Source organism: Photobacterium sp. HL06, assembly GCF_059552575.1.
Genome location: NZ_CM183914.1, coordinates 198,567 through 217,254, shown reverse-complemented (window position 1 = coordinate 217,254; position 18,688 = coordinate 198,567). Strand labels below are relative to the sequence as shown.

Below are 18,688 nucleotides of genomic sequence, written 5' to 3'. Positions count from 1 at the left end.
ATAATTAGAACTAAAGGATTTTCATCATGACTACAGAGAAAAAGTACATCGTTGCACTTGATCAGGGTACCACCAGCTCCCGTGCCGTTGTGCTTGATCACGACGCCAATATTGTTTGTACGTCACAACGCGAATTCACTCAGATCTATCCTAAAGCAGGTTGGGTAGAGCATGATCCTCTAGAGATCTATGCAACCCAAAGCTCTACATTGGTTGAGGTTCTAGCTAAAGCGGGGATTCGTTCTGATGAGGTAGCGGGTATAGGTATCACCAACCAACGCGAAACCACCATCGTATGGGATAAGAACACCGGCAAGCCAGTGTACAACGCCATTGTCTGGCAGTGCCGCCGTACCGCAAGCATTTGCGAGACCCTGAAAGAGCAAGACTTAGAAGAATACATTCGTGAAAATACCGGCCTGGTTGTTGACCCGTACTTCTCTGGCACCAAGATCAAATGGATCCTAGATAACGTTGAAGGCGCTCGCGAGGAAGCTGAAGCCGGTAACCTACTGTTCGGAACTGTTGATACCTGGCTGATCTGGAAAATGACCCAGGGACGTGTACACGTCACTGACTACACCAATGCCTCCCGTACCATGGTGTTTAACATCAATAGCATGCAATGGGATGAGAAGCTGCTGAAGGCGCTGGACATCCCACTCTCTATGATGCCAGAAGTAAAAGCATCATCAGAAGTCTACGGCCAAACCAATATCGGCGGTAAAGGTGGTACGCGTATTCCGATTGCTGGTATTGCTGGCGATCAGCAAGCTGCACTGTTTGGCCAGATGTGTGTCCAACCTGGTCAAGCGAAGAACACTTACGGCACCGGCTGTTTCCTTCTGATGAACACCGGCAAGGAAAAAGTTACCTCGAACAATGGCCTGCTAACTACCTTGGCCTGTGGACCAACTGGCGATGTGGCTTATGCCCTCGAAGGTGCGGTATTTATGGGCGGCGCATCCATTCAGTGGCTGCGTGATGAAGTGAAACTGCTCGATGATGCCAAAGATTCAGAATACTTTGCTGAGAAGGTAGGTAGTGCCAACGGCGTATATGTGGTACCAGCCTTTACCGGACTTGGCGCACCGTATTGGGACCCGTATGCACGTGGAGCAATTGTCGGCCTGACCCGTGGTGTTAACTCCAATCATATCATCCGTGCCACCCTGGAAAGTGTGGCCTACCAGACTCGCGACGTACTGGATGCGATGCAGGCAGATTCTGGCATCAACCTAGCTTCATTGCGTGTTGATGGCGGCGCCGTTGCCAATAACTTCCTGATGCAGTTCCAATCTGACATTCTGGCAACAGAAGTACACCGCCCTGTGGTTACGGAAGTCACAGCACTGGGTGCTGGCTACCTGGCCGGCCTGGCGGTTGGTTTCTGGGGCAGCATCGATGAACTGATGAACAAGGCTGTACTGGATCGTAACTTCGTCCCAAGTGAAGATGAGCAGAAGCGTGAACGCCGCTACAAGGGCTGGAAGCGTGCTGTTGAGTGTGCCAAAGGCTGGGCCGTCGAAGAAGACGACATCTAAGCTTTACCCTCTCTGTTCCCCCTTAAGAAGGCCTGCTGATGCAGGCCTTCTTTTTACCCCGGCCAAATGGCCTAGCCAATGATTGGCTTGAACTCCGGTTAAATTCCGCCATTTCTGCGAAAATAAATTAACGCAAACGTTTCACTACAAGCTGTGATAGAATCGCGGCCAGAATTTATTGAGCCTTTTTTCTTTTCTTTCTGGAGTAACCATGAAACGCGATTTAGCAATGGCATTTTCTCGTGTCACCGAAGGTGCAGCCCTGGCTGGCTACAAATGGCTTGGCCGTGGCGATAAAAACGCAGCCGATGGCGCAGCCGTTGAAGTAATGCGCACCCTGCTGAACCAGACCGAGATTGAAGGTGAAATTGTTATCGGTGAAGGCGAGATTGATGAAGCGCCTATGCTGTATATCGGCGAGAAGGTGGGAACCGGTGGTGATGCCGTCGACATCGCGGTCGATCCTATCGAAGGCACCCGTATGACAGCGATGGGCCAGAATAATGCCCTGGCGGTACTGGCTGCTGGCGAAAAAGGCTCGTTCCTGAAAGCGCCAGATATGTATATGGAAAAACTGGTTGTCGGCCCGGCAGCAAAAGGCTGTATCGACCTGAGTCTGTCCCTGCCTGAGAACCTTGAAAACATTGCCGCCGCGCTTGGCAAATCCCTTGATTCCCTAGTCGTCACCACGCTGGCGAAACCTCGCCATGACGAAGTGATCGCACAGATGCAGGCAATGGGCGTACGCGTCTTTGCCTTCCCTGATGGTGACGTCGCAGCCTCGATCCTGACTTGTATGCCAGATAGCGAAGTTGACGTAATGTACTGTATCGGCGGTGCCCCTGAAGGGGTTGTCTCGGCAGCCGCCATCCGCGCCCTAGGTGGCGACATGCACGGCCGCCTACTGCCTCGCCATCACGTTAAAGGCGACAGTGAGGAAAACCGCCAGTTAGGCCAGGTCGAAATCGACCGTTGCCGCGAGATGGGTATCGAGACAAACAAAGTACTGCGTATGGAAGACATGGCCCAAAGCGACAATGTGATTTTTGCCGGTACCGGGATCACCAAAGGGGATCTGCTCGATGGGATCAGTCGCCAGGGTGATATCGCGACCACAGAAACCCTGTTGATCCGAGGTAAGTGCCGCACAATTCGTCGTATTAAGTCGACCCACTACCTGGCGCGTAAGGATGACGCTATCAAAGGGCATATCCTGTAATTTTCCCCAGCTTCAACGTAAAAGGCGTGCAGTAAAGCACGCCTTTTTTCTCGCCGCAGTCTCAACAATCCGACGCCTTATCTCCCCCCAACTTGCCTATATGGCTTATACTTAACTTTGTAAAGTTGTTGCTTTATTTACTTGGCTGGCTACATAATAAACCAATAAAGGAAAGAACAGCTGATATGAAAACCATAGATAAAATACTCAATCGCATGAAGCGAGACGGCCCCGTGACAGCCAAGGTGCTAGCCGAGGAATTCAAGCTCACAACCATGGGAGTCCGGCAGCACCTGCAAGGACTGGAAGAAGATGGCCTGGTTGATTTCCAGGACATCAAAGCCAAGGTTGGCCGTCCTACCCGGCACTGGAACCTGACCAGCAAGGGCCACCGCCGTTTTGCCGATCGACATGGTGATCTTATTATTCAAATGCTTGATTCTGTAGAAGAGATATTTGGTGCTGACGGGCTTCACCAAGTGGTTGAACGCAGAGAGAATCAAACCTTTGAACAATACCGGCATGCATTGGCAACTTGCTCTGATTTAAAAGAAAAACTGGAAATACTGACTACACTGAGGGAACAGGAAGGTTACATGGCCCAGCTACACCAGGACGGTGAAGGCTTCATTATGGTAGAGAACCATTGCCCAATTTGCCATGCCGCCAAACGCTGTCCTTCATTATGCCAATCAGAGCTCTCAATTTTCCAACGTCTGTTGGGTAACGAGTACCGCGTAGAAAGAAATGAACACATTATTGCCGGAGAGAGGCGCTGCGCTTATCGAATACAAAAATCATAATAGGAGAATATTATGGCTGACTGGATCCCTGCAGAGGTTATCACCAACCGTCACTGGAATAGTGACCTATTTAGTCTTGTCTTGCGCGCTAACATTGAACCCTTCAAAGCCGGGCAGTTTACCAAGCTAGGATTGGAAATTGACGGTAAAATGGTCCAGCGAGCCTACTCCTTTGTGAACCCGCCCAGCGACAGCAATATTGAAATCTATGCCACCCGGGTCGCTGACGGTTTGCTCTCCCCGCGCCTCCATGCCCTGGACAGCGGCGATACCGTGTTCATTTCAGCGCGAGCCAATGGCTTCTTTACCCTTAATGAGGTGCCTGACAGCGAGCATTTGTGGCTGCTGGCGACCGGGACGGCTATTGGCCCTTATTTATCGATATTGCGTGAGCCCGATGTCTGGCGCCGATTCCGTAAAGTCGTGCTGATCCATGCGGTTCGTTACGCCGCTGATCTCAGCTATCAGGCTGAAATCAACGAACTCAAAGCCAACTATCCTGACCAGCTGATTGTCCAGCCTTTTGTTAGCCGTGAACCAGCCTCCCTCGCATTAACCGGCCGGGTTCCACTCGCGATTGCCGACGGTATGTTGGAACGCCATATCGGCCTGCCGCTCACCCCCGAGCAGAGCCAGATCATGCTCTGCGGTAATCCGGAAATGGTAAGAGAAACGAAGGCCGTGCTCGAGTCGATGGGCTTTAGCAAAAACCTGCGCCGCAAAGCGGGGCAAATCACCATGGAGCACTACTGGTAGGCACTCCCCTCTCCGCCAAACGAGACAGCAGCACTCACTTTGTCTCAGTGCAATCTCGTGCAACATCTCATAAATGAGTCAGCTTGTCTCTGCCAAGCTGGCTACCTTTAAAAGCATAACTCATACCAACTCATTGATACTCCACAGCGAATATCAAGGACGTAGCCACTGGCTATATAGGGGATCCGTTATGCAAACCTTACCATCTTTTGATGAGCTTAAGTTAATGGCTGAGAAGGCACCAGAAGAGCTGGAAGCACTGCGGCTGTCAATGAGCGAAGAAATCATCAGCAATGCTGGTGCCGACATGCAACCACGGCTTCGCGCCCAGATGAGCCACATCAATCAGTTAATTGCTAAGGGGAAAAACCCAAACCATACCAATATTTTATTGATGGCCGAGCTACAATTGCAGCTAAAACGCTTTGCTCAGGCGCTTAATGCCCCCGAGACCCTAACCGAGCACCAGGCGAAAATCATGCCTTTCTCCCGGCCAGATCCGCAACAAGACACACCGCCCAAGGCGATGGAAGAGTGAGAGGATAAATACCGGGTTAGCAACTGACCTTGATAAAGCTGTCACTATCCATATCGCGAATATCGACAGTCAGGCTATTGATCGTACTAGCATGCTTCTCCAGAACTGTAATTAAACTTCTGGCCAGTTCCCGCTTTTGCTCCGGAGTCCGCCCAGACAACATGCTCAGCTCGATATGGATAAAAGTATTCAGATCCCCTTCGGCGCCAACCAGCCAGGTATGGCAGGGATAACTACGGGATTTTACCGAGTCGGCCTCGAACAACCCGCATGATAATAAGGTTTGATGTAAATCTTCCAGCAACCCCGGTACATTGACACGTTCAGCAACCGGGTCGGCATATTCCATAACAAGATTAGGCACAATTTCCTCCATGACATTCAGACATGCTGTTAATAGATAAAAATACAGAAGATCTGTGTAACAGCATGCCCAACTTACCTGATTCCTTGCTGACAGGCCAAGCAAATAGGCTATATTTCAACCATCGATCACTGTATTTTTTCGTCTTATTCGTCCGCAAAAATGAAATATTTAAAAATATTTTCAGTCGAGAGTTCACTTTTGCTGATGAAAAAGGTACAACCGAGCACAGAAATGATTTTGGACAGTAAAAATATCAGCTCGAGCTGTTATATTTTTACAAAATGGCTGGATACCAAACAGCATAGTTGTCTGAAAGGATCAGATAATTACGCTTTTTGGTATTATTTTTTACATCAAATTGATTTGGAGAAAAGCTATGCGCCATCCTGTGGTTATGGGTAACTGGAAGCTAAACGGTAGCAAGGAAATGGTATCTAACCTACTTAAGGGCCTTGATGCTGAACTAAAAGGTGTTGAAGGTGTTGACGTAGCAGTCGCTCCAACAGTTATGTATCTTGACCTGGCTGAGCAGCTAATCGGTAAAGGCGAGAGCAAAATCATCCTAGGTGCCCAGAACGTTGACGTTAACGCGAGCGGTGCATTCACAGGCGATATCTCTCCTGAAATGCTGAAAGACTTCGGTGCAAGCCACATCATCATCGGTCACTCTGAGCGTCGTGAATACCACAACGAGTCAGACGAGTTCGTGGCTAAGAAATTTGCATTCCTAAAAGAGCACGGCCTGACTCCTGTTCTTTGTATCGGTGAGTCTGAAGCACAGAATGAAGCTGGTGAAACAGTTGCTGTTTGTGCTCGTCAACTTGACGCAGTGATCAAAACTCAAGGCGTTGAAGCTCTAAATGGCGCAATCATCGCATACGAACCAATCTGGGCAATTGGTACAGGTAAAGCAGCAACAGCTGAAGATGCACAGCGCATCCACGCAGAAATCCGTGCTCACATCGCAGAGCAGAGTGAAGAAGTTGCTAAGAATGTTGTGATCCAGTACGGCGGTTCTGTTAAGCCAGAAAACGCAGCAGCATACTTCGCACAACCAGACATCGACGGTGCTCTAGTTGGTGGTGCAGCGCTAGACGCAGCAAGCTTCGCAGCTATCGCTAAAGCAGCAGCTGAAGCAAAAAAATAATCATCCCTAATTGATGATAGTGATAGAGGTCACCTTCGGGTGGCCTTTTTAATATCTGAAAAACAGGAAGCGTTGCAGGTTGTAGAAACAAAAAAGCGAGAGTCAAACAACTCCCGCTTTTTTCACTTCTCAAAGCGAAGCCTTTTATTTAGAACAGCTTGTCAGCCAGCGCATACAGATCTTTGCGAACTGGGCGCTTCATGTTCTCGATAGCATCGATGATGTCATGGTGAACCATTTTTTCATTCTGGATACCCACACAACGACCGCCCTGGCCTTCCATAAGAAGCTCAACGGCGAAAGCACCCATACGAGATGCCAAAATACGGTCAAATGCCGTTGGCTGGCCACCACGCTGGATGTGACCCAGAACCGTCGCACGTGTTTCACGGCCGGTCTCGTCTTCGATGTATTTAGCTAGCTCGTTGGCATCGGTCATCAATTCAGTAAGCGCGATAATTGCGTGCTTCTTACCTTTGTAGATACCCTCTTTGATCTTCGCTAGCAACTCTTCTTTGTTCAGGCCGGTTTCCGGTGTGATGATGTATTCACAACCGCCTGCAATTGCAGACATCAGGGTAAGATCACCACAGTGGCGACCCATCACTTCAACGATAGAAATACGCTGGTGAGAAGATGACGTATCACGTAGGCGGTCAATTGCATCAATAACGGTATTCAGTGCCGTTAGGTAACCGATTGTGTAGTCAGTACCTGCAACGTCGTTATCGATTGTGCCTGGCAGACCGATACATGGGTAGCCCATTTCAGTCAGCTTCTTTGCACCCATGTATGAACCATCACCACCGATCACAACCAATGCGTCGATGCCGTGGATTTTCAGGTTCTCGATAGCCTGGGCACGGACTTTCTCGTCTTTAAACTCAGGAAAGCGTGCTGAACCCAAGAATGTACCGCCTTTATTGATCACGTCTGACACGCTTGAGCGGGTCAGCTTTTCAATACGGTTCTGGTGCAGGCCCTGATAGCCGTCATATACACCATACACTTCTAGGCCTTCTGACAATGCAGCACGTACAACACCGCGAACCGCCGCATTCATACCAGGTGCGTCACCACCACTGGTCAATACACCAATCTTCTTAATCATGGTTACCCTCTGACTTTGGGAATTGAAAAATCAAATCCGGCACGAGTTACCGAGGTTCCCCCTCTCGGTACCATAAGCCGACTTGCCGGGCTTATGCTCGTGTAAACTGTAACTTTCCTACTAATGTAGGAGTATTACAATTTTGATGAAAAAATTTGTTGATTCACATCACGATCATCTCTGACTTAGGTCAGCTGCATGAAATTAGCCAAATTGGGCCGCGGATATGAAACGAAACTGTTAGCATTCTGGTTGACGACCAGGCTGATGCAGTACACTAAGCTGTACCCTGCCTTAAGTATATAACCTGTCATCAGAGCCACCAGTCGTGCATGAGGGAGAGTGATAACCGTGGGAGACTGTGCATTTTCATCCATGATAATCACGCCTGATCATAAGCACTCACTGGGCAATATCCCGCAGTATAGCTTTTTTATGATGAAAATTAATAACAAAAATAGTAAGGAACAGTAATTTCCTGAGCGATTTATTATTTTGTACAGCTAAAAGAAAGCCGCAACCTGAGGTCGCAGCTTTATCGAGTAAAGGAGGTTATTGATTTTTTTCAGCCCAGCGCGCTTCACACTGTTCGGCGCGATCAGCCTGTAGCTGTTGGAGCTTGGTCTTTTGCTCCGGCGTCAAAATATTAAGCATCTCGTGGCGCTGCTTCATCATTGCCACCCGGCGCTCAACTTGTTGCTCAGACATCTGCTGGGCCAGTTCACGTACAGCACTCTCGTCAAAATCGGCCGCCAGCAACAATGATTGCATCTTCTGGTGGTTAGCCTGCATATCAGCATGTTTTTCAGCAAAATTGCCTTTCATTGCCTCACGGTTGGCCTGGCGCATCTCTTTCATCTGCTGCTTCTGGGTATCGGTCAGATCCAGCTCGCGAAAGGCTTTTCGGCCATCTTGCATACCACAGCCACCTTTTCCGCCGTAATAGCCGCCATGGTGGCCACCGCCGTTATGATCCCCGCCAAAAGCCAGCACAGAGGCAGAACCCAAAGCCAGAGGAAGTGCAATTGCCATTAGCAGTGTTTTCTTGAATGTAGTCATGATGTTCTTCTCCAAATGTCCGTCAGCGGGTATGGGTTAAGAATAACGACTGCAAGGTAAACTGCTGTCTAAAGAACGTAAAACTGCGTAAAGCCAACTGACATTAACTTGGTTATGGATACGAGTTTAGCGATACTGAGGCTATCTCATTCACCTTGTCGCGTATTTGCCTGAGTATTGCGGGACTGGAACAATAAGGTAACTATCATGGCAAAAATTCTGCTGGTCGATGACGACACGGAGCTAACCTCACTGCTCACTGACATTCTCGAAATGGAAGGCTTCGACATCATAGAGGCAAATAATGGCGAGCAAGGACTCAGCAAGGTCGATGACAGCATCGACCTAATTTTGCTCGATGTCATGATGCCCAAAATGAATGGCACCGAAATGCTACGCAAGCTCAGGGAAAAATATGCCACACCGGTGCTAATGCTAACGGCTAAAGGCGAGGAGATAGACCGCGTTCTGGGGCTGGAGCTAGGGGCCGATGACTACCTACCCAAGCCGTTCAGCGATCGCGAGCTGCTGGCACGTATGCGTGCCATTTTGCGCCGGACCCAAACTGCCGGGAATGAAGCACAAAATGCCCCAGATTGCCTGACCTATCAAGATATCGATATCTACCCGGGACGGCAGGAAGTGTTCTGCAAAGGGCAGCCCGTTGAGATGACAGGCACCGAGCTGGCCCTGCTGAGCTACTTCATTCAACATCCCGGTAAAATCATTGCCAAGCATGAGCTAAGTCTCGAGGTACTGGGCAAACGCCTGGCGCAATTTGACCGTGCGATTGATATGCATGTCTCGAATTTGCGTAAAAAGCTACCGGATCGCACCGACGGCAAACCAAGGATCAAGACCCTGCGCGGCAAAGGCTACCTGCTGGTCGAGGAGATATAATGCCATCAACTGCATCGGTGATGAACCCACTCCCGCCGCAAGGAGGTGCATGATGAAGCTGCCACGTTTTTCCAGCCTGTATGGCCGGATCTTCGCTATATTCTGGCTGACACTGCTCATTGTCGTCGTCACCATTGTATTGCTGCCCAACCTCGATCCCCGCGCCCAGCATACGATTCCTGAGCAACAGCAACAACGCTTTCAGGCATCGGCCCAGAGTATTGCCGATAAAATCGCCCACGATAGGGGGCCGCTAAAAAGCAGGCTGCAGCGCTTTACTAACCATGACCGCCATAAGGGTTTTCAGCTCTATTTCACCACCGCTGATGGTGAAATAATTACCCCTGACGGCCGCAACAAGGCCCTTCGTAACTTTATTACCATGGCCGACAGCCCAAGCGATCCGAGGCAAAAGCTATACGGGCGATGGATGATGGCCGGACCTTTTGCCCTCACCCACCAGCAGCAGACAGTGCTGATGTATGTCGGCCGGGTCTGGCGTAAACCACCGCCATTTTTCATTCAGATCCTCGATAAGCCTTTCCAGCTCCTGCTCGTCACTATGCTCGTCAGCACCCCGTTGCTGTTATGGCTGGCCTGGGCTATCAGCCTGCCTGCTCGCCGTCTCCAACAGGCAGCCGAACGGGTTGCAACCGGGCAGTTCGAGGCCGATCCAAAGCTGGAATCCGGGCCAAGGGAGTTTAAGCAAGCCGGTGCCAGCTTCAACCAGATGGTTCAGGCCATCAACCAAATGATCAGCGGCCAGCAGCGTCTGCTATCAGACATCTCCCATGAGCTTCGCTCCCCGCTTACCCGCCTACGGATGGCGACAGCACTGGCCAAGCGCAAACAAGGGGAAAGCAAGGAGCTGAACAGAGTCGACACCGAAGCTGAACGGCTAGAGAAAATGATTGGTGAATTGCTGGAACTATCACGGATGCAGGTCAACAGCCATGAACTACGAGAGCACTCCGATGCGCGCAGCCTGTGGTATGAGATGCTGGAAGATGCTCGTTTTGAAGCCGAGCAAAACAACAAACACTTCAGTTACAGTGCGTTGAGTGAGTGGCCTATCAGTGGTAACCCCAACCTATTGATCAGTGCACTGGAAAATGTCGTGCGCAATGCCATCAAATACGGCAACGATGTGATTAAGGTGACCTTCAGCGTTCAGGATCACATGCTCGCTGTTGTTATTGACGATAATGGAGAAGGAGTACCGGACGAAGAGCTGGATGATATTTTTCGCCCGTTCTACCGCGTCTCAACCGCCAGGGATCGCAGTAGCGGCGGTACAGGGCTCGGGCTGGCAATCACAGAAAGTGCTATCCGCCAGCACAGCGGCACGATCAAGGCCAGTCGCAGCCCTCTTGGCGGGCTACAGATCACTATCACCCTCCCCCTGACTCATTAACTGCTTATGAGCCAGCGAGGCGATCAGACAATCCACTGTCTGATCGCCATTCTTTTTCGTTACAATATGGCCAAACTTCCAAACTGACATGCACACAATGTTTGATATCGCCCTGTACGAACCTGAAATTGCCCCCAATACTGGCAATATAATTCGCCTATGCGCCAACTGCGGTGCCAACCTTCACCTTATTGAACCGCTCGGCTTTGATTTAGAAGAAAAGAAACTGCGCCGTGCCGGACTGGATTACCACGATCTGGCCCATGTACACCGCCATAAAGACTTCGATGCTTTCATGGCAGCGATTGGCGACCGCCGAATTTTTGCCTGCACCACCAAAACCACCAACTACCATACCAATGCCGAGTTCAAAGAAGGGGATGTCTTGCTGTTTGGCCCTGAAACCCGTGGCCTTCCTGCCGAGCTTATTGAAAGCCTGCCGCTAGAGCAACGCCTGCGCATCCCAATGCACCCGGACAGCCGCAGCTTGAATTTATCCAATGCCGCCGCAATCATCGGCTACGAAGCCTGGCGCCAGCTTGGGTTTGAGGGGGCGATCTAAGAGCAAGAAGCGAGAAGCGAGAAGCGAGAAGCGAGAAGCGAGAAGCGAGAAGCGAGAAGCGAGAAGCGAGAAGCGAGAAGCGAGAAGCGAGAAGCGAGAAGCGAGAAGCGAGAAGCGACGCAAATTATGAAACTAAAAAGCGAGAGTCACCAAACTCTCGCTTTTTGTTGGGTCCTTGGGCCTTAAAAAGCCATGAGTCGCTCTTCCCCGCTTCTCGAAGCGAAGCGTAACCCGCTTCCCTAAGCGCAGCGCTCCCCACACACAGTGTGGATTAAATCCCGTCGCCAGCCATAAATGTCTGAGCTGTACCGTTGAACTGCTGATCCATATCCATCGCTGGCTTTTCGCTGCTCGGGCGGCCGACAACTTTCGCGGGTACACCGGCCACTGTGGTATGCGGCGGTACCGGGTTGAGCACCACAGAGCAGGAACCGATTTTCGCGCCCTCGCCGACTTCAATATTGCCCAGCACCTTGGCACCGGCACCGATCATCACCCCTTCACGGATCTTCGGATGGCGGTCACCACCTTCTTTACCCGTTCCGCCCAGGGTTACATCCTGCAGGATAGAGACATCATTTTCGACCACAGCAGTTTCGCCGATCACAATACCGGTCGCATGGTCGAACATGATCCCCTGCCCAATCGTCGCTGCCGGATGGACATCCACCTGGCAGGCAACCGAAATTTGGTTTTGCAGGTAAACAGCAAGCGCTATCCGCTTCTGCTTCCACAGCCAGTTAGCAACACGGTAGCCCTGAAGGGCATGGTAGCCTTTCAGGTACAACAGAGGGATGGAGTACATCTCTATCGCCGGATCACGCTCGACAACGGCACGGATATCATAGGCAGCTGACTCGGAGATCATACAATCTGCGACAAAGGCCTCCTCAATCACTTCACGCACTGCCATGGCCGGCATAGACGGCGTTGCCAGCTTGTTGGCCAGAATATAGCTGAGCGCAGCGGCTAAATTATCGTGCTTGATAATCGTTGCATGATAAAAGCTGGCTAACATCGGTTCTTGTTCTGACTGCTCTCTCGCTTCCCGCTTGATTGCCTGCCAGACCTCATGTTGTTGACATTCCCTCACATCACCCTCTGTCTACTTTGTCATCAAATCGTTATCTGTTTAACTTTAACGCGCTCAGAAAAAAAAACAACGCGAGCTGGCAAGCTCGCGTTGTTTTATTATTATCCAGCACAGATCTCACCGGCAGGCACTATTAGTCAGTACCCGGAGATGCTGCTGTTACTCTGATTGGCCGTCACTCGTCTTTTTTCTCACGAGCGAGCAGATCTTTGGCAGCCTCACGGGCATCTTTATCCTGATAAAGCACCTGGTAAATCTGCTCGGTGATTGGCATCTCAACCCCGTAGCGCTGGGCAAGTACCCACACTTCCTTGGTATTACGATAACCTTCAACGACCTGACCAATTTCGTCCTGGGCTAGCTCGACGTTTTTGCCCTGACCCAACGCCAAGCCAAAACGACGATTTCGCGACTGGTTGTCGGTACATGTCAAGACCAGATCGCCCAGGCCAGCCATCCCCATAAAGGTTTCCTGCTGCGCGCCCAGTGCCGCGCCAAGGCGGCACATTTCAGCAAGCCCGCGGGTGATCAACGCCGTACGTGCATTGGCACCAAAACCAATACCATCAGACATACCAGCACCAATTGCAATCACGTTCTTCACCGCCCCGCCCAGCTGCATACCGATAAAATCGGTGTTGCTATAAACACGGAACGTTTTGCTACAGTGGATTTTCTCCTGCAGCTCACGGACAAACGTTTCATCCGGCGAAGAAACGGCAATCGCCGTTGGCATCCCCGCAGCCAGCTCTTTGGCAAACGTCGGGCCAGATAATACTGCCAGAGGCACACCTTCACCCAAGGCCTCGATGGCAACCTCTTTCAGCAAACGGCCTGTTTCAGGCTCAAGCCCTTTGGTTGCCCAGCAAATACGTGAATCTTCACGTAGGAAAGGCTTCACATTAGACAGGACTTCACCAAACACATGGCTTGGTACGACCACCAGCAAGTCTTGGCAAGCCTGAACGGCAGCTTCCAGGTCCGCTGAGACGATCAGCGTGTCGGGAAACGGAACCCCAGGCAGGAATGCCTCATTCGCCCGATCCACTTCGAGCTGCGCCATATGCTCAGGCTCGTGGCCCCACAGAATGACGTTAGCGCCATTACGGGCCAGTGAAATTGCCAACGAGGTACCGTAAGAGCCGGCACCCAGCACTGTCATGGTGATCGCTTTATCTACGTTCTGATTCATAACGGCCATTGAGCTAATTAAGCTTCAGTGTTTTCAGGGTTAGCTTGCGCTTGGTTCTGAAGGTAGTTCATGAACAAAGCGTCAAAGTTAACTGGTGCCAGGTTAAGCTGTGGGAACGTACCTTTAACCACTAGGCTCGAGATAGTTTCACGTGCGTATGGGAACAGGATGTTCGGGCAGAATGCACCTAGGCAGTGTGCAAGCTGAGGCGCTTCCATTCCAGCAACAGAGAAAATACCACCTTGCTGAACTTCACACAGGAACGCAGTGTCATCAGCATTCTTCACTGTAACGGTCAGACGTAGAATAACTTCGAAAACACCTTCACCTAGTTCACGGCTCTGGGTATCCAGATCAAGTTTCACATCAGGGTTCCACTCTTTCTGGAACATATCCGGTGAATTTGGCGCTTCGAAAGAAACATCTTTCAGGAAGATACGCTGGATCTGGAAGTTCTGTTGTGCTTCGTTGTTTGCTGCTTCAGCCATTTTCGTGTCCTTTTTTCTCTTTCAATCTCATCACATGAGATCATAAATATTCGCAACCATGATAATCATCACACGCTGCACAAATTCGGTCTGCATCGGACAACGTTATCGAATGATGCGTTATCCGAGCGGCAAGATATTACTTCTTGCCTTTGTTCGATTTGCTGCGGATAAGCGGCATGTTGGCTTCATTCCAAGAAATCAGGCCATCCTTCAGCAAATTGACATTCTCAAAACCGGCTTTATGTAACAGATTGGCACTCTCTTGTGCTGTCTGGCCTGTCTTGCATACCACAATGATTGGGGCGGTTTTATGCTTTTCAAGATCTGAAAAGTTCTGTTCTTTAATTTGACTTGGCAAAATGTGAAGAGCGCCCGCAATATGACCCTGGCGGTACTCATCACGGCTGCGGATATCGATGAATACACCGTCTTCACGGTTCACCATGCCTGTTGCTTCATTTGGGGTAACAATCGTGTAGCCCGCGGTCTTCTGCTTCACATAAGACGCAATGATCGCCACTACCAAACCAACCCATACCAGGGATAACATTGGATTACTTGTAACAAAATCGATGTATTGCTGCATGACTTTCGCTCTATTTTCCGAATACCAGACACCTGAAATCAGGGCCAAACTCCACCTAAAAAGGAACCCGAGTATACCCGCGGCAACTTTGTTGTACAGCTGGTGTCAACAATTCCGCGCCATGGCTCACTCGATTCCGGCGATAATAGTATACGCCTTGCGCGATCGTTTTTAGCGTCCACCTTTCAATGAAATAGAAAAAAACTCTCAGTCGGGGCTTACACTCAAGGGCAGAAATGAATATATTTCACGTAGGAAGATAACAATCTATTTACAGCATTGTTTGATCTTGCCCTACAGTTTTTGCCACAAGTTGTAGTAAAATTACACATAAACCAGACCAATCACCTTAGATATTTCATCTTTCATCAGATATTTAATGTAATTGGTCTAAATTATACTCAGATTTCTAACTTTATGAGAGGACAGCATATGTCTGCTAAGAAGCCACTGGCTTTAGTTATCCTGGATGGCTGGGGTTACCGCGAAGACAATTCCGACAACGCAATTGCGAACGCAAATACGCCTGTTATTGATGGCTTGATGGCAAATGAAGCCAATACCCTGATTTCTGCCTCAGGCATGGATGTAGGCCTGCCTGACGGCCAGATGGGTAACTCTGAAGTTGGTCACACAAACATCGGCGCTGGCCGGGTTGTCTACCAAGACCTGACCCGCATCACCAAGTCAATTGCTGACGGCGACTTCTTTGAAAATGAAGCATTGGTAGCGGCAATGGATAAAGCCATCAATGCTGGCAAAGCAGTTCACATCATGGGCCTGATGTCACCGGGTGGTGTTCACAGCCATGAAGATCACATCGCAGCAGCGGTTGAAATGGCAGCAAAACGCGGCGCAGAAAAGATCTACCTTCACTGCTTCCTGGACGGTCGTGATACGCCGCCACGTAGTGCACAGGCATCACTGGAGCGTTTCGATGCGCTATTTGCCAAGCTAGGTAAAGGTCGCGTTGCTTCACTGGTCGGTCGCTACTACGCTATGGACCGTGACAACAACTGGGACCGTGTTGAAGTTGCCTATGATCTGCTAACAGCAGCAAAAGCGGAGTTCTCATCTGCATCAGCCGTTGAAGCCCTTGACGCTGCTTATGCACGTGATGAAAACGATGAATTTGTTAAAGCAACAGAAATCCGTGCCGAAGGCCAGGACGTTGCCGCCATGGAAGATGGCGATGCGGTTATCTTCATGAACTACCGCGCCGACCGTGCCCGTCAAATCACCCGTGCATTCGAAACGGATTTCGCCGGCTTCGAACGCGCCCAGGTTCCTGCTCTGGCAGAGGTGGTAATGCTAACCCAGTATGCTGCCGATATTAACCTCGCTGTCGCTTACCCACCTGCCAGCCTGGAAAACACGCTGGGTGAGTGGCTATCGAAAAAAGGCAAGAAACAGCTGCGCATCTCTGAAACAGAGAAGTACGCACACGTGACCTTCTTCTTCAACGGCGGCGTTGAAAGCGAATTTGAAGGCGAAACACGCTCGCTTGTCGCTTCACCAAAAGTAGCAACTTACGATCTACAGCCAGAGATGAGTGCGCCAGAGCTAACTGAAAAACTAGTTGCAGCCATCAAAGGCGGCGAGTTCGATACTATCATCTGTAACTACCCAAATGGCGACATGGTTGGCCATACTGGTGTTTACGATGCGGCCGTACAAGCTTGTGAAGCGCTGGATAGCTGTATTGGTCAGGTAGTTGAAGCGATCAAAGAAGTTGATGGCCAGCTACTGATCACCGCCGACCACGGTAATGCCGAGATGATGGTTAACCCTGAAACTGGCGGCATCCACACAGCGCACACCAACCTGCCGGTGCCGCTAGTCTATGTGGGTGACAAGTCACTAACCCTGAAAGAAGGCGGTAAACTGTCTGATCTTGCACCAACGATGTTGGCGCTAACAGATATGGAAATCCCTTCAGAGATGACTGGTCAGGTGCTGTTTGATCTGAAATAATCAATCCCATGCGGGATAAGATCAAACACCTAAGCCACACTCTCCGCGCCAGTGCATTATGCACTGGCGCTTTGTTATGCCTGGCATTTTCACTGCCTGCAAACGCAGCCAACCAGAACCAGCTTGACGGAGTGAAGCAGGAAATTTCACGCCAGCAGGATCAGCTCGGCAGCAAGCAGAAAAAAATCAACGCGCTGCAAAAATCGCTCAAGCAACAAGAGCTCGGCATCGCGGCAACGGCCAAAAAAATCCACCAGGCAGACAATCAGCTCACCCAGCTCGACAGCTCAATCAGCAGGCTCCAGAAAGAGCAGCAGCAGCTTCAACAGCAACAGTTCGGCCAGCAGGAGATGCTCAAAGAGCTTCTGAACACCCAGTACCGCCAGGGCAAAAACAGCCAGCTAGCCACCCTGCTCAGCGGCGAAGACAGTACCGAGCTCGATCGGATGTCGGTGTATGCTGAGCACCTTAGCGAAGCACGCGCCAATACACTCAATGAGCTGGCAGCCACCACCACAGAGTTGCAACTCAAAAAACACCAGTTGACTCAGCAACGCCAGCAGCAGCAGGCCTTACTCACCCAGCTAAAGGCCGAAAAAAGCAAGCTGGAAGCCGAGCAGCAACAGCGTAAAAAAACGGTTCGTACCATCAAAAGCCAGCTCAAATCGGATACCCAATATCTGTCAGAGCTGAAAACCAACGAAAAGCGCTTGATCCAAGAGATAGCCAAAGCCAAGGCGGCAGCCGAAGCGGCACGCCGGGCACCGATGGACGGGCTGGCCAGGCACAAAGGCAAACTACCGTGGCCGGTCAAAGGATCAATCCTCCACAATTACGACACCCCCCAGCAAGGCGAGCTACGCTGGAAGGGCATGGTGATCAGCAAGCCTGCGGGGAGCCAGGTCAAAGCCGTATATTCAGGAAAAATCGTGTTTGCCGACTGGCTACGTGGCTACGGCCTGATGCTGGTTATCGACCACGGCAAAGGGGATATGAGCTTTTATGGCTACAACCAGACCCTGCTGAAAAAAGTCGGCGACATTGTCCAGGCCAACGATGCCATCGCCCTCGTCGGTGACAGCGGCGGCCAAGAACGCACAGGGCTGTACTTTGAAATACGCCGTAAAGGTAACCCCATTAACCCTAAAGGCTGGCTGACAAGGTAAGCACAGCTCTATAAGGACACCTGAAATGCGATGGAATGCACTCTGGTTTTCTCTGCTCTTCAGTTTGGCCCAGCTAAGTAATGCCCACGCGGCCCGGCTGGCCATTGTCATTGACGATCTTGGCTACCAGGCCATGCCTGCTTCGCTATCTAGCCTGCCCGCAGAAATTAGTATTTCCATTCTACCGGACACCCCTTTTGATCTCGCAACAGCCCAGCAGGCCAGACAGGAGCAGCGTGATACGCTACTTCATATGCCAATGGAGCCACAGCGCCAGGCGCCTCTGGAACTGACGACCCTCACCGGGGCTATGTCACAGGGCGAGCTCCAGCAAACCCTGCGCCACGCCCTGAGCCGTGTGCCCAATGCCGTCGCGATGAACAATCACATGGGGAGTGCCCTGACCCAGAATACCGACGCGATGGACTGGGTCATGGCAGTGCTGGATGAGCAAGGGGTCAACTTTCTCGACAGCCGGACAACGGCAAAGTCAGTGGCCCTGAGGCAGGCACGGGAGCGGGGTGTCCCCGCCTTGCGCCGGCACATCTTCCTCGATCACTACCGCACCCCACAGTTTGTCCGCCAGCAGTTAAAACAGGCCATAATGCGCGCCAAGCGCAATGGCTATGCCATCGCGATTGGCCACCCCTACCCAGTGACATTGGCTACCCTTGAGGAGCAACTGCCCATGCTGGCAGAACAAAACGTAAAGCTGGTACGTATTTCTTCCCTTTACCCGTAGCCATTATCAGCAAGCCATGCATGA

At 50.8% G+C, this 18,688-nt stretch carries 19 protein-coding genes; 12 read left to right on the top strand and 7 right to left on the bottom strand.

The genetic code is table 11. The features are described 5' to 3' along the window. Positions 1-26 precede the first annotated feature (26 nt). The 5 genes from glpK to AC51G0_RS00995 all read left to right on the top strand — a co-directional run bounded on the left by glpK (position 27) and on the right by AC51G0_RS00995 (position 4,860). A complete protein-coding gene (gene glpK / locus AC51G0_RS01015; protein WP_496300325.1) occupies positions 27-1,544 on the top strand; it encodes a glycerol kinase GlpK in 1,518 nt (505 codons plus the stop codon). A 211-nt stretch (positions 1,545-1,755) separates the two neighbouring features. After that, the gene (gene glpX / locus AC51G0_RS01010) at positions 1,756-2,763 is read left to right on the top strand and encodes a class II fructose-bisphosphatase (RefSeq protein WP_496300324.1); all 1,008 of its coding nucleotides are present in this window, start codon (positions 1,756-1,758) and stop codon (positions 2,761-2,763) included. A gap of 185 nt (positions 2,764-2,948) precedes the next feature. Next, entirely contained in the window at positions 2,949-3,566 is a 618-nt protein-coding gene (locus tag AC51G0_RS01005) for a helix-turn-helix transcriptional regulator (protein ID WP_496300323.1), read from the top strand. Positions 3,567-3,578: 12 nt separating this feature from the next. Then, positions 3,579-4,322 carry a ferredoxin--NADP reductase gene (locus AC51G0_RS01000; RefSeq protein WP_496300322.1) on the top strand — a complete coding sequence of 248 codons (744 nt, stop codon included), beginning with the start codon at positions 3,579-3,581 and terminating at the stop codon, positions 4,320-4,322. Between the two features lie 190 nt (positions 4,323-4,512). Beyond that, complete coding sequence (locus AC51G0_RS00995) at positions 4,513-4,860, top strand: DUF3135 domain-containing protein (RefSeq protein WP_496300321.1); 348 nt, start codon at positions 4,513-4,515, stop codon at positions 4,858-4,860. A 16-nt stretch (positions 4,861-4,876) separates the two neighbouring features. On the opposite strand, the gene AC51G0_RS00990 is transcribed toward AC51G0_RS00995, so the two are convergent. Further along, positions 4,877-5,224, bottom strand: coding sequence for a 5-carboxymethyl-2-hydroxymuconate Delta-isomerase (locus AC51G0_RS00990; RefSeq protein WP_496300320.1), 348 nt, complete (start codon positions 5,222-5,224; stop codon positions 4,877-4,879). A 379-nt stretch (positions 5,225-5,603) separates the two neighbouring features. Here AC51G0_RS00990 and tpiA point away from each other — a divergent pair, with 379 nt between their 5' ends. Next, the gene (gene tpiA / locus AC51G0_RS00985) at positions 5,604-6,374 is read left to right on the top strand and encodes a triose-phosphate isomerase (protein ID WP_496300319.1); all 771 of its coding nucleotides are present in this window, start codon (positions 5,604-5,606) and stop codon (positions 6,372-6,374) included. Between the two features lie 148 nt (positions 6,375-6,522). Here tpiA and pfkA read toward each other — a convergent pair whose 3' ends face one another. Both pfkA and AC51G0_RS00975 read right to left on the bottom strand, forming a co-directional pair. Beyond that, the gene (gene pfkA / locus AC51G0_RS00980; RefSeq protein WP_496300318.1) at positions 6,523-7,485 is read right to left on the bottom strand and encodes a 6-phosphofructokinase; all 963 of its coding nucleotides are present in this window, start codon (positions 7,483-7,485) and stop codon (positions 6,523-6,525) included. 552 nt (positions 7,486-8,037) lie between these two features. Beyond that, entirely contained in the window at positions 8,038-8,544 is a 507-nt protein-coding gene (locus AC51G0_RS00975; RefSeq protein WP_496300317.1) for a CpxP family protein, read from the bottom strand. Between the two features lie 207 nt (positions 8,545-8,751). Here AC51G0_RS00975 and AC51G0_RS00970 point away from each other — a divergent pair, with 207 nt between their 5' ends. The 3 genes from AC51G0_RS00970 to trmL all read left to right on the top strand — a co-directional run bounded on the left by AC51G0_RS00970 (position 8,752) and on the right by trmL (position 11,420). After that, positions 8,752-9,444 carry a response regulator gene (locus AC51G0_RS00970; RefSeq protein WP_496300316.1) on the top strand — a complete coding sequence of 231 codons (693 nt, stop codon included), beginning with the start codon at positions 8,752-8,754 and terminating at the stop codon, positions 9,442-9,444. Between the two features lie 52 nt (positions 9,445-9,496). After that, positions 9,497-10,858: an envelope stress sensor histidine kinase CpxA gene (gene cpxA / locus AC51G0_RS00965; RefSeq protein ID WP_496301831.1), complete on the top strand. Its 1,362-nt coding sequence runs from the start codon at positions 9,497-9,499 to the stop codon at positions 10,856-10,858. 97 nt (positions 10,859-10,955) lie between these two features. Beyond that, entirely contained in the window at positions 10,956-11,420 is a 465-nt protein-coding gene (gene trmL, locus AC51G0_RS00960; RefSeq protein ID WP_496300315.1) for a tRNA (uridine(34)/cytosine(34)/5-carboxymethylaminomethyluridine(34)-2'-O)-methyltransferase TrmL, read from the top strand. Positions 11,421-11,691: 271 nt separating this feature from the next. Here trmL and cysE read toward each other — a convergent pair whose 3' ends face one another. The 4 genes from cysE to AC51G0_RS00940 form a co-directional block, all read right to left on the bottom strand. Continuing rightward, positions 11,692-12,513: a serine O-acetyltransferase gene (gene cysE, locus AC51G0_RS00955; RefSeq protein ID WP_496300314.1), complete on the bottom strand. Its 822-nt coding sequence runs from the start codon at positions 12,511-12,513 to the stop codon at positions 11,692-11,694. A gap of 175 nt (positions 12,514-12,688) precedes the next feature. Next, positions 12,689-13,705: an NAD(P)H-dependent glycerol-3-phosphate dehydrogenase gene (gene gpsA / locus AC51G0_RS00950; RefSeq protein WP_496300313.1), complete on the bottom strand. Its 1,017-nt coding sequence runs from the start codon at positions 13,703-13,705 to the stop codon at positions 12,689-12,691. A gap of 17 nt (positions 13,706-13,722) precedes the next feature. Then, the gene (gene secB / locus AC51G0_RS00945) at positions 13,723-14,193 is read right to left on the bottom strand and encodes a protein-export chaperone SecB (protein WP_496300312.1); all 471 of its coding nucleotides are present in this window, start codon (positions 14,191-14,193) and stop codon (positions 13,723-13,725) included. A 139-nt stretch (positions 14,194-14,332) separates the two neighbouring features. Beyond that, a complete protein-coding gene (locus tag AC51G0_RS00940; RefSeq protein ID WP_496301830.1) occupies positions 14,333-14,782 on the bottom strand; it encodes a rhodanese-like domain-containing protein in 450 nt (149 codons plus the stop codon). A gap of 432 nt (positions 14,783-15,214) precedes the next feature. Between AC51G0_RS00940 and gpmM the strand changes: the two genes are divergently transcribed. The 3 genes from gpmM to AC51G0_RS00925 are packed head-to-tail and all read left to right on the top strand — an operon-like array spanning position 15,215 to position 18,664. After that, positions 15,215-16,756 carry a 2,3-bisphosphoglycerate-independent phosphoglycerate mutase gene (gene gpmM / locus AC51G0_RS00935; RefSeq protein WP_496300311.1) on the top strand — a complete coding sequence of 514 codons (1,542 nt, stop codon included), beginning with the start codon at positions 15,215-15,217 and terminating at the stop codon, positions 16,754-16,756. A gap of 8 nt (positions 16,757-16,764) precedes the next feature. After that, positions 16,765-17,922, top strand: coding sequence for a peptidoglycan DD-metalloendopeptidase family protein (locus tag AC51G0_RS00930; protein ID WP_496300310.1), 1,158 nt, complete (start codon positions 16,765-16,767; stop codon positions 17,920-17,922). A gap of 25 nt (positions 17,923-17,947) precedes the next feature. Then, positions 17,948-18,664, top strand: a complete 717-nt coding sequence (locus AC51G0_RS00925) for a divergent polysaccharide deacetylase family protein (RefSeq protein WP_496300309.1) — start codon at positions 17,948-17,950, stop codon at positions 18,662-18,664. Positions 18,665-18,688 lie beyond the last annotated feature (24 nt).

Coding starts and splice junctions, on each gene's coding strand:
- glpK (WP_496300325.1), top strand. CDS start 27: ATGACTACAGAGAAAAAGTACATCGTTGCACTTGATCAGGGTACCACC.
- glpX (WP_496300324.1), top strand. CDS start 1,756: ATGAAACGCGATTTAGCAATGGCATTTTCTCGTGTCACCGAAGGTGCA.
- AC51G0_RS01005 (WP_496300323.1), top strand. CDS start 2,949: ATGAAAACCATAGATAAAATACTCAATCGCATGAAGCGAGACGGCCCC.
- AC51G0_RS01000 (WP_496300322.1), top strand. CDS start 3,579: ATGGCTGACTGGATCCCTGCAGAGGTTATCACCAACCGTCACTGGAAT.
- AC51G0_RS00995 (WP_496300321.1), top strand. CDS start 4,513: ATGCAAACCTTACCATCTTTTGATGAGCTTAAGTTAATGGCTGAGAAG.
- tpiA (WP_496300319.1), top strand. CDS start 5,604: ATGCGCCATCCTGTGGTTATGGGTAACTGGAAGCTAAACGGTAGCAAG.
- pfkA (WP_496300318.1), bottom strand. CDS start 7,485: ATGATTAAGAAGATTGGTGTATTGACCAGTGGTGGTGACGCACCTGGT.
- AC51G0_RS00975 (WP_496300317.1), bottom strand. CDS start 8,544: ATGACTACATTCAAGAAAACACTGCTAATGGCAATTGCACTTCCTCTG.
- AC51G0_RS00970 (WP_496300316.1), top strand. CDS start 8,752: ATGGCAAAAATTCTGCTGGTCGATGACGACACGGAGCTAACCTCACTG.
- cpxA (WP_496301831.1), top strand. CDS start 9,497: ATGAAGCTGCCACGTTTTTCCAGCCTGTATGGCCGGATCTTCGCTATA.
- trmL (WP_496300315.1), top strand. CDS start 10,956: ATGTTTGATATCGCCCTGTACGAACCTGAAATTGCCCCCAATACTGGC.
- gpsA (WP_496300313.1), bottom strand. CDS start 13,705: ATGAATCAGAACGTAGATAAAGCGATCACCATGACAGTGCTGGGTGCC.
- secB (WP_496300312.1), bottom strand. CDS start 14,193: ATGGCTGAAGCAGCAAACAACGAAGCACAACAGAACTTCCAGATCCAG.
- AC51G0_RS00940 (WP_496301830.1), bottom strand. CDS start 14,782: ATGCAGCAATACATCGATTTTGTTACAAGTAATCCAATGTTATCCCTG.
- gpmM (WP_496300311.1), top strand. CDS start 15,215: ATGTCTGCTAAGAAGCCACTGGCTTTAGTTATCCTGGATGGCTGGGGT.
- AC51G0_RS00930 (WP_496300310.1), top strand. CDS start 16,765: ATGCGGGATAAGATCAAACACCTAAGCCACACTCTCCGCGCCAGTGCA.
- AC51G0_RS00925 (WP_496300309.1), top strand. CDS start 17,948: ATGCGATGGAATGCACTCTGGTTTTCTCTGCTCTTCAGTTTGGCCCAG.